The organism is Micromonospora sp. NPDC048947 (genome assembly GCF_040649495.1).
Classification (GTDB): Bacteria; Actinomycetota; Actinomycetes; order Mycobacteriales; family Micromonosporaceae; genus Micromonospora; species Micromonospora alfalfae.
Genome location: NZ_JBEZFO010000044.1, coordinates 1 through 15,457 on the forward strand (window position 1 = coordinate 1; position 15,457 = coordinate 15,457).

The window sequence follows — 15,457 nt, forward strand, 5'->3', positions numbered from 1 at the left end:
TCATCCAACCCACGTGTTCAACGTACCTTGCCCCGACCTGTCTATTCTTCCACCCGACTTCCTCTGGGGTGTCGCCACGGCGGCGTACCAGATCGAGGGGGCCGTCGACGTCGACGGCCGGTCGCCGTCCATCTGGGACACCTTCTCGGCGACTCCCGGCAAGGTCGACAACGGCGACACCGGCGCGGTGGCGTGCGACCACTACCACCGGTGGCCGGAGGACCTGGCGCTGCTGCGCCGCCTCGGCGTGGACGCGTACCGTTTCTCGGTGGCCTGGCCTCGGGTCATGCCCGACGGCGTCGGGCGGGTCAACACCGCCGGGCTGGACTTCTACGATCGGCTCGTCGACACGTTGCTCGCCGACGGGATCCGGCCATTCGTCACGCTCTACCACTGGGACCTGCCGCAGGTGCTGCAGGACCGGGGCGGTTGGCCGGAGCGCGCCACCGCCGAGGCGTTCGCCGACTACGCGGCGGTGGTCGCCGGCCGGCTCGGTGACCGGGTCGCCGACTGGTGCACAGTCAACGAGCCGCTCTGCGTGTCCTGGATCGGGCACCTGGAGGGGAACATGGCCCCCGGCGAGCGGGACCTGACCCGCGCGGTGCACACCTCGCACCACGTGCTGCTCGGGCACGGCCTGGCCACCCAGGCGATCCGCGCCAACGCCGCCCGGCCGGCCTCGGTGGGGCTGGTGCTCAACCTCAGCCCGATCGAGGCGGCGACCGACCGACCCGAGGACGTCGCGGCGGCCCGGCGCGCCGACGGGCACGTCAACAGGTGGTGGCTGGACCCGATCCACGGGCGCGGCTACCCCGCCGACATGATCGCCACCTACGGGGTCGAGCCGCCGGTACGCGGGGACGACCTGGCGACGATCGCCACGCCGACGGACTTCCTCGGGGTGAACTACTACTTCCGGCAGTTGGTGGTCGACGACCCGACCGGCGCGGCGCCGTACGCCCGGCAGGTGCCGGTGCCCGGCTCGGTGGAGACCGCGATGGGCTGGGAGATGTACCCGGCGGGCCTGGAGCGGCTGCTCGTCGACGTGCACGAGGAGTACCGGCCGGGCCGGATCATCGTCACCGAGAGCGGCTCGGCGTGGCCGGACGAGGTCACCGCCGACGGCACTGTGGAAGACAAGGAACGCACCGACCACCTGGAGCAGCACCTGGCCGCGTGCGCCTCGGCGGTGGCCCGAGGGGTCCCCCTGGACGGCTACTTCGTCTGGTCGCTGCTGGACAACTTCGAGTGGGCGTACGGCTACGACAAGCGCTTCGGGCTGGTGCACGTCGACTACGCCACCCAGCGTCGGACGGTGAAGGCGAGCGGTCTGCGCTACGCCGAGGTGATCCGCGCCCACCAGCGGCTCGCCCGGGCGGCGGGCACCGCGACGCCGGTGGCCTGACCGGCGGGCAGCGCGACGGCCGCCCGGGGGTGACCCTGGGCGGCCGTTCGTGTCCCGGTCGGGTGAAACCGCCACCGGCCGCCGCGCCGAGTGGCTAGCCTGCGGCAATGTCCGCAGCGCCTGACGAGATCGAGCAGCCCGAGCCCACCGGGCGGGTCTCCGGCACCGAGCGGATGGCGGCGTTCAGCGACGGCGTCTTCGCCATCGTCATCACGCTGCTCGTCATCGACCTGCGGGTGCCCGAGTACCACGAGGGTGAGCTGCTGACCGATCTGCTCGACGAGGGCCCCTCGTACCTCGCCTTCGTGGTGTCCTTCGTCTATATCGGGGTGCTCTGGCTCAACCACCATGCGCTGCTGCGCCTGATCCGCCGGACCACCCTCACGCTGAGCTGGATCAACCTCGGCGTGCTCTTCGGCGCGGTGATCATTCCCTTCCCCACCGCGGTGCTGGCCTCCGCGTTCACCCGGGGCGACATCGACGACCAGCGCGCGGCGGTCGCCCTGTACGCGCTCTCCGCGGCGTTGATGTCGGCGCCCTGGCTGGTGTTCTTCGGCTACCTGCACCGACACCCAGCGCTGCTGGAGCGTCGGGTCAGCCCCGGGTACGTGCGGGCGCAGCGGCTGCGACCGGTCACCGGCCTCGTCCTGTACGGGCTCAGCGGTCTGCTCGGCTGGTTCGTCAACCCGCTGCTGGGCCTGATCGGTGTGATCGTCATGATCAGCTATCACGCGGTGACCAGCGAGGGGCTGCCTCGGTGGCTGACGCGTCGGTGACCGCGCGCAGATCGGCCGGGGTGTCCACGTCGACGGGTGTGCCGACGTCGTCGCAGGGCACCTCGACCACCAGGTCCGGCCGCTCGCGCAGCAGGTCACGGGCACCCCGGTCGCCCACGGCGTACCGGTTCAGCAGCGGCCAGGTCTGTCGACCCAGCAGGATCGGGTGCCCGGGCCGACCGGCGTAGGTGGCGACCACGACGACCGCCGCACCGGTGTACGCCGCGCGCACCCGGCGCACCGCTACCGGGCTGAGCAGCGGCTGGTCGACGAGGACCACGACAGTGGCGGACACGTCGGCGGGCAGTGAGGCCAGGCCGCGCAGCAGCGACGAGCCCAGCCCGTCCGACCAGCGATCGTGCCGGACCGACACCGCGCCGGGCAGGTCGGGCATCTCGTCGGCGCCCGCGCCGAGCACCACGTGCACCGGTGCGCAGCCGCCGTCGGTGAGCAGCCGGATCGCACGCCGCACCAGCGGCTCGCCGTCCAGCTCGACCAGCGCCTTCGGCCGGCCGTAGCGCCGCCCGGCGCCGGCGGCGAGCAGCAGTCCGGCAGTCACCGTCGTCACCTCCCGTACGAGGGGCTTTGCGTTATTCGCCCTGAGATATACCGACAAAGCTAGTCTGGGCCGGTGCAGGGCGGACCGGAGAACACGACGACGATCGACGAACGCCACTCGTCCCGGGTGACGTTCGAGGTCAACGGCGCGTCCCGCGAGGTGACCCTGGACAACCGCACCACGGTGCTCGACGCGCTGCGCGAGCACCTCGACCTGACCGGGGCGAAGAAGGGCTGCGACCACGGCCAGTGCGGCTCCTGCACGGTGCTGCTCGACGGCCGCCGGGTGAAGAGCTGCCTGATCTTCGCCGTCACCGTCGACGGCCGGTCGGTGGTGACAGTCGAAGGGCTGGCCGGGCCGGACGAGCTGTCCCCGTTGCAGGCCGCCTTCATCGCACACGACGCGTTCCAGTGCGGCTACTGCACCCCCGGGCAGCTCTGCTCCGCCCGCGGCATGCTCGACGAGGTCTCCCAAGGTTGGCCCAGCGCTGTCACCGACGACCTGAACACGTCAGCCGAGCTGACCGACGCGGAGATCCGCGAGCGGATGGCCGGCAACCTGTGCCGCTGCGCCGCGTACCCACACATCGTCGCGGCCGTACGTGAGACGGCGGCGTCCTCGTGAAGGCGTTCCGCTACCACCGGCCCGCCAACGTGGCCGAGGCGGTCGCCGTGCTGGCGGCCGAACCGCAGGCCGCCTACCTGGGCGGCGGCACCAACCTGGTGGACCTCATGAAGCTCGGGGTGCAACGCCCCGACGTGCTGGTGGACGTGACCCGGCTTCCACTCGACACCGTCGAGGAGCTGCCCGACGGTGGTCTGCGGATCGGCGCGACAGTCCGCAACAGCGACCTCGCTGCCCACCCGGTGGTGCGCCGCGCCTACCCGGTGCTGGCCCGCGCCCTGCTCGCCGCCGCCTCCGGACAGCTGCGCAACATGGCCACCACCGGCGGCAACCTGTTGCAGCGCACCCGCTGCGTCTACTTCCAGGACACCGGCAAGGCGTGCAACAAACGAGAGCCGGGCAGCGGTTGCGCCGCTCTGCACGGCCAGAACCGCGACCTGGCGGTGCTGGACTGGTCCGAGCAGTGCGTCGCCACCCACCCGTCCGACCTGGCCGTCGCGCTGGCCGCCCTCGACACAGTGGTGGAGGTGCACGAGGCCGACGGCCCCCGTGACATCCCGATCGCCGAGTTCTATCGCTCCCCCGGCACCCACCCGGAACGGGAGACCACAGTGGCCCGGGGCGCGCTGATCACCGCCGTCCGGCTGCCGCCCCTACCGGCCGCGCGCCGCTCGACGTACCTCAAGGTGCGCGACCGCGCCTCGTTCGCCTTCGCCGCCGGCTCGGTGGCCGCGGTGCTGGACCTCGACGGGGACGTGGTTCGCGACGTGCGGCTGGCGTACGGGGCGGTGGCACACCGACCGTGGCGGGCGTACCGGGCCGAGGAGGCGCTGCGCGGTCGTCCGTTCAGCCCCGAGTTGGCGGCACGGGCCGCCGACGCGGAGCTGGCCGAGGCGCGCCCGCTACGGCACAACGGCTTCAAGCTGCCACTGACCCGGGCCATCACCGTGCGCGCGCTCACCGAACTGGCGTCGTCATGAGCGCCGGGGCGGTCGGACGGGCGTACCCCCGGTTGGAGGGCCCGGCGAAGGTCACCGGCACGGCCCGGTACGCGGTGGAGTACCCGGTGGACGGGGTCAGCTACGGCTGGGCGGTGCCGTCGGCGGTGGTGCGGGGCCGGATCACCCGCGTCGACACGGCGCAGGCGCTGGCGTCGCCCGGTGTGCTGGCGGTGCTGCACCACGGCAACGCGCCACGGCTGACACCCGGCCCGCAGACGGAGCTGTGGCTGCTGCAGGAGCCCGCGGTGCACTACCGGGGGCAGTACGTCGCCGTCGTGGTGGCCACCAGTCTGGAGGCGGCCCGCGAGGGCGCCCGGCTGGTCCACATCGACTACGACACCGGCCCGCACAGCACAGTGCTCACCGACGACCACCCCGGCCTGTACAAGCCGGACCACGTCAACCCCAGCTATCCGACGGACACCGCCGAGGGCGACTTCGACGCCGGGTACGCGGCCGCCCCGGTGCGGGTCGACGCCACGTACCGCACTCCGGCGTACCACAACAACCCGATGGAGCCGCACGCCACGACGGCGCAGTGGCGCGACGGACGGCTGCTGGTGCACGACTCCAACCAGGGCGCCTCGTCGGTGCAGGCCACGTTGGCCGAGCTGTTCGCGCTGCCTGCGGAGTCGGTCCGGGTCGTCGCGCAGCACGTCGGCGGCGGCTTCGGCAGCAAGGGGTATGCCAAGGCCGCCGTGGTGTTGGCCGCCCTCGCCGCCCGACACGTGGACCGCCCGGTGAAGTTGGCGCTGACCCGCCAGCAACTGTTCGGGCCGATCGGTTACCGCACCCCCACCATCCAGCGGGTCCGCCTCGCCGCCGACACCGACGGTCGGCTCACCGCCATCTGCCACGACGCGATCAGCCAGACCTCGACCATCCAGGAGTTCGCCGAGCAGACCGCCGTCTACACCCGCAGCATGTACGCCGCGCCGCACCGCCGCACCACGCACCGGCTGGTCCGCCTCGACGTGCCCACGCCGTTCTGGATGCGCGCCCCTGGCGAGTGCCCCGGCGCGTACGCCCTGGAGTCGGCGATGGACGAGTTGGCCGTCGCCGCCGGCATCGACCCGGTGGAGTTGCGCATCCGCAACGACACCGATGTCGACCCCGACCAGGGTCGGGCGTTCACCAGCCGCAACCTGGTGGCGTGCCTGCGCGAGGGCGCACAACGGTTCGGTTGGGCCGGCCGTGATCCGTCGCCCCGGTCCCGGCGCGACGGGCGTTGGCTGATCGGCACGGGGGTGGCCGGGTCGAGCTACCCGGCCCGGTCCCGGCCGTCCTCGGCGACGGCCACCGCCCGGCCCGACGGCAGCTTCCTGGTTCAGGTCAACGCCACCGACATCGGCACCGGCGCGCGGACGGCGATGTGGCAGGTGGCCGCCGACGCGCTCGGGGCGCCACCGGAGCGGGTGGAGATCCGCGTCGGCGACAGCGCCCTGCCGACCGCGCCGGTGGCCGGGGGCTCGATGGGGACCTCCAGCTGGAGTTGGGCGGTGATACGCGCCGCGCAGGCGCTGCGCGAGAAGCTGCGCGACGGCGGGCCGCCGACCGGCGAGGTGACCGCCGAGGCGGACACCACCGAGGAGGTGGGCGGGCAGCCGACGCTGCCCCGCTACGCGTACGGGGCGCAGTTCGTCGAGGTGCGGGTCGACGCGGACACCGGCGAGGTACGGCTGAACCGGATGCTCGGGGTGTTCGCGGCGGGGCGGGTGGTGAACCCGACGACGGCGCGCAGTCAGCTCATCGGCGGCATGACGATGGGGCTGTCGATGGCTTTGCACGAGGAGGGCCTGCTCGACGAGCGGTACGGCGACTGGGTCAACCACGACCTGGCCACGTACCACATCACCGGCTGCGCGGACGTGGAGTCCATCGAGGCGTACTGGTTGGACGAGCGCGACGACGAGCTGAACCCGGCCGGGGTGAAGGGCATCGGCGAGATCGGCATCGTCGGCGCCGCGGCGGCGGTCGCCAACGCGGTGCACCACGCGACCGGAGTACGGGTCCGGGAGCTGCCGATCCGGCTGGACAAGCTCATCGGACTATCAGACTTGGCTTAAATAAGCCGTCAGTGATACAACTGTCGTCGTGCACGCCTTCGACGTGCTGGGCGATCCGGTCCGGCGCCGCATCCTGGAACTGCTCGCCGGTGGCGAGCAGACCGCCGGCGCGGTCAGCGCGGTCATCCGCGAGGAGTTCGGCATCTCCCAGCCCGCCGTGTCCCAGCACCTCAAGGTGTTGCGCGACAACGGCTTCGCCACAGTGCGGCCGGAGGGCACCCGGCGGCTCTACGCGGTCGACCCACGCCCACTGCGCGAGGTCGACGGCTGGCTGGAGCACTTCCGCCGGTTCTGGACCCCACCCCTGGCGGCACTCGCCACCGAGCTGGCCCGGGGCCGACGCGAACGTCGGCTGCGCGGCCCGGCCGACCCACCCGACGAGAGGAACACCTGATGTTCGACGCCACCGAGCAGATCAACGCCGTCCAGCGGCAGGTCGGCAGCCGCACCCTGGAAGCTGGTGAGGCGCGGGTCACCACCATCAGCCAGACCTACCAGGCGACGGCCGAGGACCTGTGGGACGCCTGCACCAGCGCCGAGCGCATCCCGCGCTGGTTCCTGCCGATCTCCGGCGACCTGCGGCTGGGCGGCACCTACCAACTCCAGGGCAACGCCCACGGCACCGTCGAGAGCTGCGAACCGCCGCACCGCTTCACCGCCACCTGGGAGATGGGCGGCGAGGTGAGCTGGATCGAGGTGCGGGTCACCCCGGTCGGCGACGAGCGGGCCCGCCTCGACCTGGACCACATCGCGCACGTCGACCAGGATCGGTGGGCCCAGTTCGGGCCGGGCGCGGTCGGTGTCGGCTGGGACCTCGGGCTGCTCGGCCTCGCCTCACACCTGGCCGGCGACGGCAGCGGGATCACCCCGGAACAGGGCGCCGAATGGACCGCCTCCGCCGAGGGACGACGGGCCATGGAGCTGAGCAGCCAACTGTGGTGCGAAGCGAGCATCGCCGCCGGCACCGACGCCGACGAGGCGAAGGCCGCAGCCGAACGCACCACCGCCTTCTACACGGGCGACCCGGCAGCCTGAGCGCCGCGACGAAGCGGCGGCGCGGCAGGCTCAGCGCGGGACGAAGCGGCGGCGCGGCAGGCTCAGCGCGGGACGAAGCGGCGGCGCGGCAGGCTCAGCGCGGGACGAAGCGGCGGCGCGGCGGTCTCAGCGTGGGACGAAGCGGCGGCGCGGCAGGCTGGGCGGGGATCGGAGTAACGTGCTGCGGCATGACCGGCACGCCGTACTCGCACTGTTCCTACTGCGGCGCCGCCTACCCGCCGGCCGCCGGATGGCCGCGAGTCTGCGCGGTCTGCGGCGAGACCGTCTGGCGCAACCCGCTGCCGGTGGCGGTCGCGGTGCTGCCGGTCCGCACGGCCGAGGGCCTGGGTGTGGTGGTGGTCCGCCGCGACATCGAACCGGCCCGCGGCCTGCTCGCGCTGCCGGGCGGCTTCATCGAGTACGGCGAGGAGTGGTCCGACGCACTCGTGCGGGAGCTGCGGGAGGAGACCGGCCTGATCGCGGCGGCCGAGGACGCCCGCCTGTTCGCGGTGCACGGCGCACCGGCGGGCGGCACGATGATGGTCTTCGGGGTGCTGCCCGAGCGGGCGGCCGAGGACCTGCCACCGTCGGCCCCGACCGAGGAGGCGACCGAGTGGTTGGTGCTCACCGACCCGGTCGAGCTGGCGTTCGACACCCACACGCGCGTCCTCGCCGACTTCCTCACCTCAGCGCGGCCCGCCTGACCCACCGCCTCCCCTGACCGACCGGCCTCCGCGCGCCTCACCGCCTCGCCCGAACCCGCTGCCCCAGCGCGCGCAAGATCGTGCTCGATCCTTGTTGTAGTGGCATCAACGACCGCCGAGGCCACTACATCCAGGATCGAGCACGATCTTGCGGCGCGGCGCGGCGCGGGGCGAGGGGACTTGCTTGATCTGGGCGCCGCCTGATCGTGCCCGGGACCGCGTGCTGCCGCTAGGTGGTCGGCGGGTCGTGGGGCGCGTCCGGTGCGCCCTCGGTGATCGGCAGCAGGACCCGGAAGATGGTGCGTCCCGGTTCGGTCTCCACCCTGATGTCGCCGTGGTGTTTGTGCACCACGATCCGGTACGAGATGTCCAGCCCCAGACCGGTGCCGGCGCCGACCGGCTTGGTGGTGAAGAAGGGCTCGAAGATGCGCGGGCGCACCTGCGGCGGAATGCCCGGCCCGGTGTCGACTATCTCCACCGCCAGTTGGTCGCCGATGCGTCCGGTGCGGACGGTCAGCACACCCTTCTCCCCCATCGCGCCCAACGCGTTGTCGATCAGGTTGGTCCACACCTGGTTCAGCTCGGCCGCGTACGCCGGGACGGGTGGTAGGTCCCGGTCGTACTCGCGGACCAGCTTGACCTCGGCGGGGATCTTGCCCTTGAACATCACCAGCGTGGCGTCGAGCAGGTCGTGCACGTCCACCACCCGGTGCGGCGCGCGGTCCAGCTGGGAGTACTGCTTGGCGGCGTCCACGAGCCCGGAGATCCGGGTGACCGCGTCGCCGATCTCGCGCATCAGCAGCTCGGTGTCGACGGTGTAGGTGAGCCACCGCACCGCCGCTTCCAGGTCCGCGGCGCCGACCGCGGCCTTCACCTGCGCCAGCCAGGCTGCGTCGAGCCCGCCGCCGACCAGGATCGGCGCCAGGTCCCAGGCCCCGTCGACCCCGTGCTCCTCCAGCCAGTCGGTGAGGGTGTCCTCGGCGTCGGCGGTGGCCATCGGGGTCAACTTCGGCGCGGTGGCCACCCGGGCGACCGCCTCCTCCTGCAGGGCGACCAGGCCGTGTAGGGCGCTTCCGTCGAGCCGTCCGTCGGCGATCATGGCGAGCTTGTGCCGCATCCCGGCGACCCGGTCCCGCAACACCGACGTGGCCCGCACCGCCGCCGCGGCCGGGTTGTTCAGCTCGTGGGTCAGCCCCGCCGAGAGCGAACCGAGCGCCAGCAACCGCTCCCGCTCACCGACGATGGCCTGGCTGTCCCGCATCCCGAAGAACAACCCTTCCAACAGGTGCATGGGCATCGGGAACCAGGACCGCAGGGCGTACGCCATGTCCTCCGCCGGCAGCACGAAGAACTCCGCGTCGGTCACCGCCCGCAGGCTGTTGCGGTAGATCTGCTCGACCTGGTCGCCCAGGTACGCCTGAGTGGCCCCGCCGTACACCCCGCGCTGGTCGGTTCGGCTGACCTCGACGTCGTCGCCGCGCACCAGGCGACTCAACGCCACCGCCCCGCGCACCAGCACGAAGAAGCAGGTGGCGGGCTCACCCTCGCCGTACACGAGGGTGCCGCCGGCGCGCTGCTCGACCCGGCCGTGCTCGGCCAGCCAGTCGAGCTGCCCGTCGTCGAGCGCCTCGAACAGGAACAGCGTGCGCAACTGCGCCGGTGTCAGCCGGTCAGACTCGGTGGGCACAGGGACTCCTTCGCTCGCGACTGCGGGGCTCGCAACACCGGCTCATTGGGCCTCCAGGTAGCGGTGCACCAGCGACACCGCCATCGCACCCTCGCCAACGGCCGAGGCGACCCGTTTGACCGACTCGGCCCGCACGTCCCCGGCGGCGAACACGCCCGGCACGCTGGTTTCCAGGTGGTACGGGTCGCGCGACAGCGACCAGCCGGCCGGCCGCCGCCCCCCGGCGAGCAGATCCGGACCGGTCACGATGAAACCACGGTCGTCACGGACCAGCACCCCGTCCAGCCAGTCGGTGCGGGGCTCCGCGCCGATGAAGATGAACAGCCAGGAGGTGTCGACCGAGCGGGCCTCCCCGGTGCGGGTGTCGCACACTGTGAGCCGTTCCAGATGGTCGTCCCCCGCCCCGCCGACCACGGCGGTGTGCGGGTGCACGATAATCTTGTCGATCCGTTCCAGCTGGTCGATCAGGTAACGCGACATCGAGGCGGTCAGGTCCGCACCACGGATGAGCAGGTGCACCCTCGACGCGTACCGGGAGAAGTGGACCGCCGCCTGGCCGGCGGAGTTGGCACCGCCGACGATGTAGACGTCCTGCTCGACGCAGCTCGGCGCTTCGGTGGCCGCGGCGCCGTAGAACACCCCCCGCCCGGTGAAGTCGGCCAGCCCAGGTGCGTCGAGCACCCGGTACGACACGCCGGTGGCCAGCACCACGGTGTGCGCGGCGATCTCGGTGCCGTCGCCGAAGCGCAGCAGACGGGCACCGCCGGCCTCGCTGAGACCGACCACCTCCCGGGCGCTGAGCAGCTCGGCACCGAACTTGACCGCCTGCCGCCGAGCCCGATCGGTCAACTGCGCGCCGGAGACGCCGTCCGGGAAGCCCAGGTAGTTCTCGATGCGGCTGCTCTGCCCGGCCTGACCGCCGGTCGCCCGTCGCTCCACGAGCACGGTGCGCAGCCCTTCCGACGCGCCGTACACCGCCGAACCGAGACCGGCGGGGCCGCCGCCGATCACCACCAGGTCGTAGAAGTCACACGCCGGCACCACAGTCAACCCGGCCAGCGCGGCCAACTCGGCCTCGCTCGGGGCGACCAACGCCTTGCCCTCCGGCGTCACCACCAGGGGTACGTCCGCCTCGGTCGCCCCGGCCGCGTCGAGCAACCGGACCCCCTCCGGGTCGTCGGACAACAGCCACCGGTACGGCACCAGGTTGCGGGCCAGGAAGTCGCGGACCTTGAACGACGGGGCCGACCAGCGGTGCCCGACGACCCGGATCTCCGCGCTGGCCGCGTCCGGGGTGACCGCCCACGCCTCCAGCAGCCCGTCGACCACCGGGTACAGCTTCTCCTCCGGCGGGTGCCACGGCTTGAGCAGGTAGTGGTCCAGGTCGACCACGTTGATGGCCTCGATCGCGGCGTCGGTGTCCGCGTACGCGGTGAGCAGCACCCGGCGGGCCGCCGGGAAGATGTCCATTGCCGCTTCCAGGAACTCGACGCCGGTCATCTCCGGCATCCGGTGGTCGGCCAGCAGCAGCGCCACCTGTTCGCCGCGCAGTTTGACCTCGCGCAGCGCGTCCAGCGCCTCCGGGCCGGAGGACGCCCGCAACACCCGGTAGCGGTCGCCGTACCGGCGCCGGATGTCCCGGGCCACCGCCCGGGACACCACGGGGTCGTCGTCGACGGTCAGGATCACCGGGTTCGCCATGGCGCCATGAAATCACCTGTCGAGGGTCGACCGCACCATCGCCGAGGCCCGGCCCACGGTTGACCGCCCCGCAGACGGGTAAGCCGGGGAGCCGCGCGGGTGGCCGGACATCGACGACCCGCCCGGTTGCCGCGCACACCTCGGGGGGCCCATGGCGGACGCGACACCGACCGGACCGACGACGTCGGGCGGGATCGTGGAGCTACGGGTGCACGGTGTCTCCGGCGCGGGCGCGGACCAGGTGTTGGACCGGCCGTACGTGCACCAGGTCGCCGGGGACCGCAGCGGAGGTTTCTACCGACCGCGACCCGGCTATCCGGACTCCACCGGGACGGACGGGGTGACGCTGGAGGCGTACCGCTGGAGTGACCTGCCGTCCGGCACGGCCGTGCGGACGCTGTCACTGGTCTTCCTGCTGCCGTTCATGCTCTGCAACGTGGCGCTCTGGATGCGCCCGGCGAACACCGTCTCGACGCGCGGCTTCATGGCGCTGTGCCGGGTGCTCGCCCTCACCCTCACCGCGCTCTACGTGCTCTCCATCGTCGGGGTGGCGCTGGACCTGGTCGCGTGGCGCTGCATGGACACCCCGTCGTGCCTGGCCGGCCGGAGCTGGCTGTCCTGGCTCGGCGGACGCCCCACCGGGCTGCGCCTGGGTGTGCTGGCGCTGGTACCGGTCGCCGCCATCGGGCTCGTCTGGTGGCTGGGCGCTCGCCCGAGCCATTCGTTCGACGCGTTCCGGACGCCGTCGAGCCGGGCGTCGAAACACCGGTTGAGCGCCGTCGGCCAGTGGGACGGCGAGCCGCTGGTGGGTCGGCTGCGCTCGGTCCACGTCGCGGCGGCCTTCGGCACGCTGAGCGGCAGCCTGCTCGCCGCGCGGGCCAGCCAGCACCGCTCGTGGGTGATGGTGATCCTGCTGACCGCCACCGCGGCGGTGCTGCTGGCCTGCCTGGTGCTGGTCACCGTGGTGCCGAGCATCGACCGCACCGATCCGTCACCCCGGGTGGACGGCGTCTTCCGCGGGCTGCGCACCATCGCCTGCGGCCTGACGATGTTGGTGATCGTGCACGTGGTCATCAGCCCGGCACCGTGGCCGCAGGGCGGTGCGCTGCCCGGTTACAGCGCGATCGTGGCCTGGCTGTTCGTCAGCCAGACGGTGCTGGTGGTCGCGCTCGCCACGCTGGTGATCTTGCGGCGGGGCGGCGGGCAGAGCCGGTCACCCATACGCGCGCTGGGAGCGCCGGTCTTCATGACGATCTCGGCCGGGCTCGCTGTGGCGTTCTCGGCCGAGCTGGTCTACCGGGTGTCGGACCTGCTCGACCGCGAGGGTACGACAGCGGACGGCCTGGAAACCAGCCCTCCGCTGGCGTACAAATGGGCGATCTTCGGGTTTTTCCTGGCCGTGGTGACCGCGCTGCTGGTGGCCGGCGTGGTCACCAGGATGACCCGGCGCGGGCGGCGGCGGGCCGCCCAGGCGATCGTCGCCGCCGACTTCCCGGACGCGCCGCCGAGCGCAGCAGCGCGGCTGCGGCGGGTCGAGCAGGCGGTGGCCCGGGCCCGCTTCACCGAACGGTTGGAACCGCTCTCCGTGGTGTACGCCGGCCTGGCGGCGCTCGGCCTGGCCACCAGCGTGCTCGGCCTGCTCCAACTCCTACCCGGCGACGTGGCGCAGCGCTACGTCGGTGTGCCGGAGGGCATGGTCAACTTCCTGATCGGTTCCGGTAGCTACGTGATCGCCGCGATCCTGCTCGGCCTGGTCGTGGGCGGCATCTTCGCGTACCGGACGGCGCAGTTCCGTCGGTACGTGGGCGTGCTCTGGGATCTGGGCACCTTCTGGCCCCGGGCGGCGCACCCGTTCGCGCCGCCCTGCTACGCCGAACGAGCCGTGCCGGAGTTGGCCAAGCGGATCACCTACCTGGTGGAACAGGGGCACTGTGTGCTGCTGGCCGGGCACAGCCACGGCTCGGTGCTGCTCGCCGCCACGGTTCTGCAACTGCCCACCCGGATCACCGAGCGGGTAGCCCTGCTGACCTACGGGTCACCGCTGGGCCGGCTGTACTCCCGGCTCTTCCCGGCCTACGCCGACGAGCCGGCGCTGCGGGAGATCGGCGAACGAATCGGCTGGCGCTGGATCAACCTGTGGCGGGACACCGACCCGATCGGCGGCTGGATCTTCGCCTCCCACCGCCCCGGGGAGGCCGAGACGCTGACCGGTCCGCCGGCAAGCGTGGACCGGCGGTTGACCGACCCGCAGGACGTCGTGCCGGCACCCAGCGACAGCGTTCCCCCACCGATCCTCGGACACTGGCCGTGCGAGTCTCAGGAGGCGTTCACGGACGCGGTACGGGAACTCACCGCACGACTACGCCCCGCGCACCCGGCACGCGACTGAGCCGGCCGGTACGACTGCCCCGGCAGCCGGATATCGTCGCCTGGTGACTCCGTCCAAGCCACCCGCCCGCCGGTTGATCGCCTCGAACAAGAAGGCCCGGCACGAGTACACGGTGCTGCGCACGTACGAGGCGGGCATCGTGCTGGTCGGCACCGAGGTGAAGTCGCTGCGCGAGGGGCGGGCCTCGCTGGTGGACGCGTTCGCGCACGAGCGCGACGGCGAGATCGTGTTGTACGGCCTGCACATCGCCGAATACACCTACGGCACGTGGACCAACCACGCCCCGCGCCGCAACCGCAAACTGCTGCTGCACCGTGCCGAGATCGACCGCATCCTGGACAAGGTCCGCGAGGGCGGGGTGACCCTCGTTCCGCTGTCGATGTACTTCGAGAACGGCTACGCCAAGGTCGAACTGGCCATCGCCAAGGGCAAGCGCTCCTACGACAAGCGGCAGACCCTGGCCGAGCGCGACGCCAACCGGGAAATCGCCCGCGAGCTGGGCCGGCACCTCAAGGGCCACCCCCGTCGGCCCTGAGGTCGTAACGGGTCGTCCGTGCGCTCTCCGTGGGGGCGCATTCGCGGTGCCCTTCGCGGGTTCTCTTCGTTACGCCGTCGCACGTGCTGCGTGCGGTCGCCTTCGCGTGCGGTCGCCTTCGCGTGCGGTCGCCTTCGCGTGCGGTCGCCTTCGCGTGCGGTCGCCTTCGCGTGCGGTCGCCTTCGCGTTCGGTCGCGCGGGCGCTCTCGCTGGTGGCTTCGCGTGCACGCCGTCGCGGGTGGCTTCGCGTGCGCGCTCCCGTGGGCGGCTTCGCACGGGTGCTTCGCACGGGTGCTTCGCAGGCGCGTTCGCACGTGCTTCGCGTGTAGGTCGCCGGCGCGGCGCGCCGGGACATCGTTGACGTTGTCCGAGAGACGTGGTCTGCTCAGTCGACGCCGTTGTTGAAAACGGTAATCATTGGCTGAAGCGGAGGAGAACCATGTCGCTCACTGTCCCGCCCGCCCTGCTCGACGCCGCCGAACGCGGCCCCATCGACGACGAGGCGTTCATCGCCTGCGTCCGTGACTCACTGCCGTACGCCTGGGCCACCATCAGCCGGGTCGTCGCCGAACTGGAAGCCAGCGACGCCGACCTGGCCGACAACGTCGTCCCGCCGCCCACCGACGCCGACCGGGGCCAACTGCTCCGCGCGCTGGCGAGCGACGCGATCCGCGGCGGTCTCGAACGGCACTTCGGCGTACGCCTGGCCTTCCAGAACTGCCACCGCGTCGCCGCGTTCCGCCCGTCAGCCGTCGACAGTGAGCGCTACCGCCGCTTCGTGTCGACCCGTGGCCAACTGCTCAACCAGTCCCCCGAACTCCGCAACTGCTGACCCGTGGCGGGCGGGCTCCCGCGAGCCCGCCCGCCCCACACGCCCGCGCCGCCGCACCCCGCCTTACCGCACCCCGCCCCGCGACCCGCCTTGCGGCCCGCGCCCCGCGCCCCGCGCCCCGCACCCCGCACCCCGCACCCCGC

At 72.3% G+C, this 15,457-nt stretch carries 14 protein-coding genes; 11 read left to right on the forward strand and 3 right to left on the reverse strand.

All coding sequences use genetic code 11. The annotated features are described in order from the left end of the window. The first annotated feature begins 13 nt into the window (after window positions 1-13). Window positions 14-1,405 (forward strand): GH1 family beta-glucosidase, encoded by a 1,392-nt coding sequence (locus AB0B98_RS32715; protein WP_357367702.1) that lies wholly within the window; start codon window positions 14-16, stop codon window positions 1,403-1,405. A gap of 107 nt (window positions 1,406-1,512) precedes the next feature. Then, window positions 1,513-2,181, forward strand: coding sequence for a TMEM175 family protein (locus AB0B98_RS32720; RefSeq protein ID WP_357367686.1), 669 nt, complete (start codon window positions 1,513-1,515; stop codon window positions 2,179-2,181). Here AB0B98_RS32720 and AB0B98_RS32725 read toward each other — a convergent pair. Further along, on the reverse strand, window positions 2,126-2,740 hold the full coding sequence (locus tag AB0B98_RS32725; RefSeq protein WP_357367688.1) for a nucleotidyltransferase family protein: 615 nt from the start codon (window positions 2,738-2,740) through the stop codon (window positions 2,126-2,128). The genes AB0B98_RS32720 and AB0B98_RS32725 overlap by 56 nt on opposite strands. A gap of 126 nt (window positions 2,741-2,866) precedes the next feature. On the opposite strand from AB0B98_RS32725, the gene AB0B98_RS32730 reads away from it, so the two are divergent. The 6 genes from AB0B98_RS32730 to AB0B98_RS32755 all read left to right on the forward strand — a co-directional run bounded on the left by AB0B98_RS32730 (window position 2,867) and on the right by AB0B98_RS32755 (window position 8,170). Continuing rightward, a complete protein-coding gene (locus AB0B98_RS32730) occupies window positions 2,867-3,364 on the forward strand; it encodes a 2Fe-2S iron-sulfur cluster-binding protein (protein ID WP_238670723.1) in 498 nt (165 codons plus the stop codon). Beyond that, window positions 3,361-4,344: a xanthine dehydrogenase family protein subunit M gene (locus tag AB0B98_RS32735; RefSeq protein ID WP_308193539.1), complete on the forward strand. Its 984-nt coding sequence runs from the start codon at window positions 3,361-3,363 to the stop codon at window positions 4,342-4,344. The genes AB0B98_RS32730 and AB0B98_RS32735 overlap by 4 nt, the downstream gene beginning before the upstream one ends. Further along, window positions 4,341-6,431 (forward strand): xanthine dehydrogenase family protein molybdopterin-binding subunit, encoded by a 2,091-nt coding sequence (locus tag AB0B98_RS32740; RefSeq protein WP_357367690.1) that lies wholly within the window; start codon window positions 4,341-4,343, stop codon window positions 6,429-6,431. The genes AB0B98_RS32735 and AB0B98_RS32740 overlap by 4 nt, the downstream gene beginning before the upstream one ends. Window positions 6,432-6,459: 28 nt before the next feature. Next, window positions 6,460-6,825 (forward strand): metalloregulator ArsR/SmtB family transcription factor, encoded by a 366-nt coding sequence (locus tag AB0B98_RS32745; protein ID WP_091398629.1) that lies wholly within the window; start codon window positions 6,460-6,462, stop codon window positions 6,823-6,825. Then, window positions 6,825-7,466, forward strand: coding sequence for an SRPBCC family protein (locus AB0B98_RS32750; protein WP_238670592.1), 642 nt, complete (start codon window positions 6,825-6,827; stop codon window positions 7,464-7,466). Before AB0B98_RS32745 ends, AB0B98_RS32750 begins: the two co-directional genes overlap by 1 nt. A gap of 188 nt (window positions 7,467-7,654) precedes the next feature. After that, window positions 7,655-8,170 carry an NUDIX domain-containing protein gene (locus tag AB0B98_RS32755; RefSeq protein ID WP_238670591.1) on the forward strand — a complete coding sequence of 172 codons (516 nt, stop codon included), beginning with the start codon at window positions 7,655-7,657 and terminating at the stop codon, window positions 8,168-8,170. A 229-nt stretch (window positions 8,171-8,399) separates the two neighbouring features. Here AB0B98_RS32755 and AB0B98_RS32760 read toward each other — a convergent pair whose 3' ends face one another. Further along, the gene (locus AB0B98_RS32760; RefSeq protein ID WP_357367692.1) at window positions 8,400-9,857 is read right to left on the reverse strand and encodes an ATP-binding protein; all 1,458 of its coding nucleotides are present in this window, start codon (window positions 9,855-9,857) and stop codon (window positions 8,400-8,402) included. A gap of 42 nt (window positions 9,858-9,899) precedes the next feature. Continuing rightward, window positions 9,900-11,558, reverse strand: coding sequence for an FAD-dependent oxidoreductase (locus tag AB0B98_RS32765; RefSeq protein ID WP_357367694.1), 1,659 nt, complete (start codon window positions 11,556-11,558; stop codon window positions 9,900-9,902). Window positions 11,559-11,709: 151 nt separating this feature from the next. Here AB0B98_RS32765 and AB0B98_RS32770 point away from each other — a divergent pair, with 151 nt between their 5' ends. The 3 genes from AB0B98_RS32770 (at window position 11,710) to AB0B98_RS32780 (ending at window position 15,314) form a co-directional block, all read left to right on the forward strand. Continuing rightward, on the forward strand, window positions 11,710-13,947 hold the full coding sequence (locus AB0B98_RS32770; RefSeq protein ID WP_357367696.1) for a hypothetical protein: 2,238 nt from the start codon (window positions 11,710-11,712) through the stop codon (window positions 13,945-13,947). 43 nt (window positions 13,948-13,990) lie between these two features. Beyond that, a complete protein-coding gene (gene smpB / locus AB0B98_RS32775) occupies window positions 13,991-14,482 on the forward strand; it encodes an SsrA-binding protein SmpB (RefSeq protein WP_357367698.1) in 492 nt (163 codons plus the stop codon). 439 nt (window positions 14,483-14,921) lie between these two features. Continuing rightward, window positions 14,922-15,314, forward strand: coding sequence for an SCO5389 family protein (locus AB0B98_RS32780; protein ID WP_357367700.1), 393 nt, complete (start codon window positions 14,922-14,924; stop codon window positions 15,312-15,314). Window positions 15,315-15,457 lie beyond the last annotated feature (143 nt).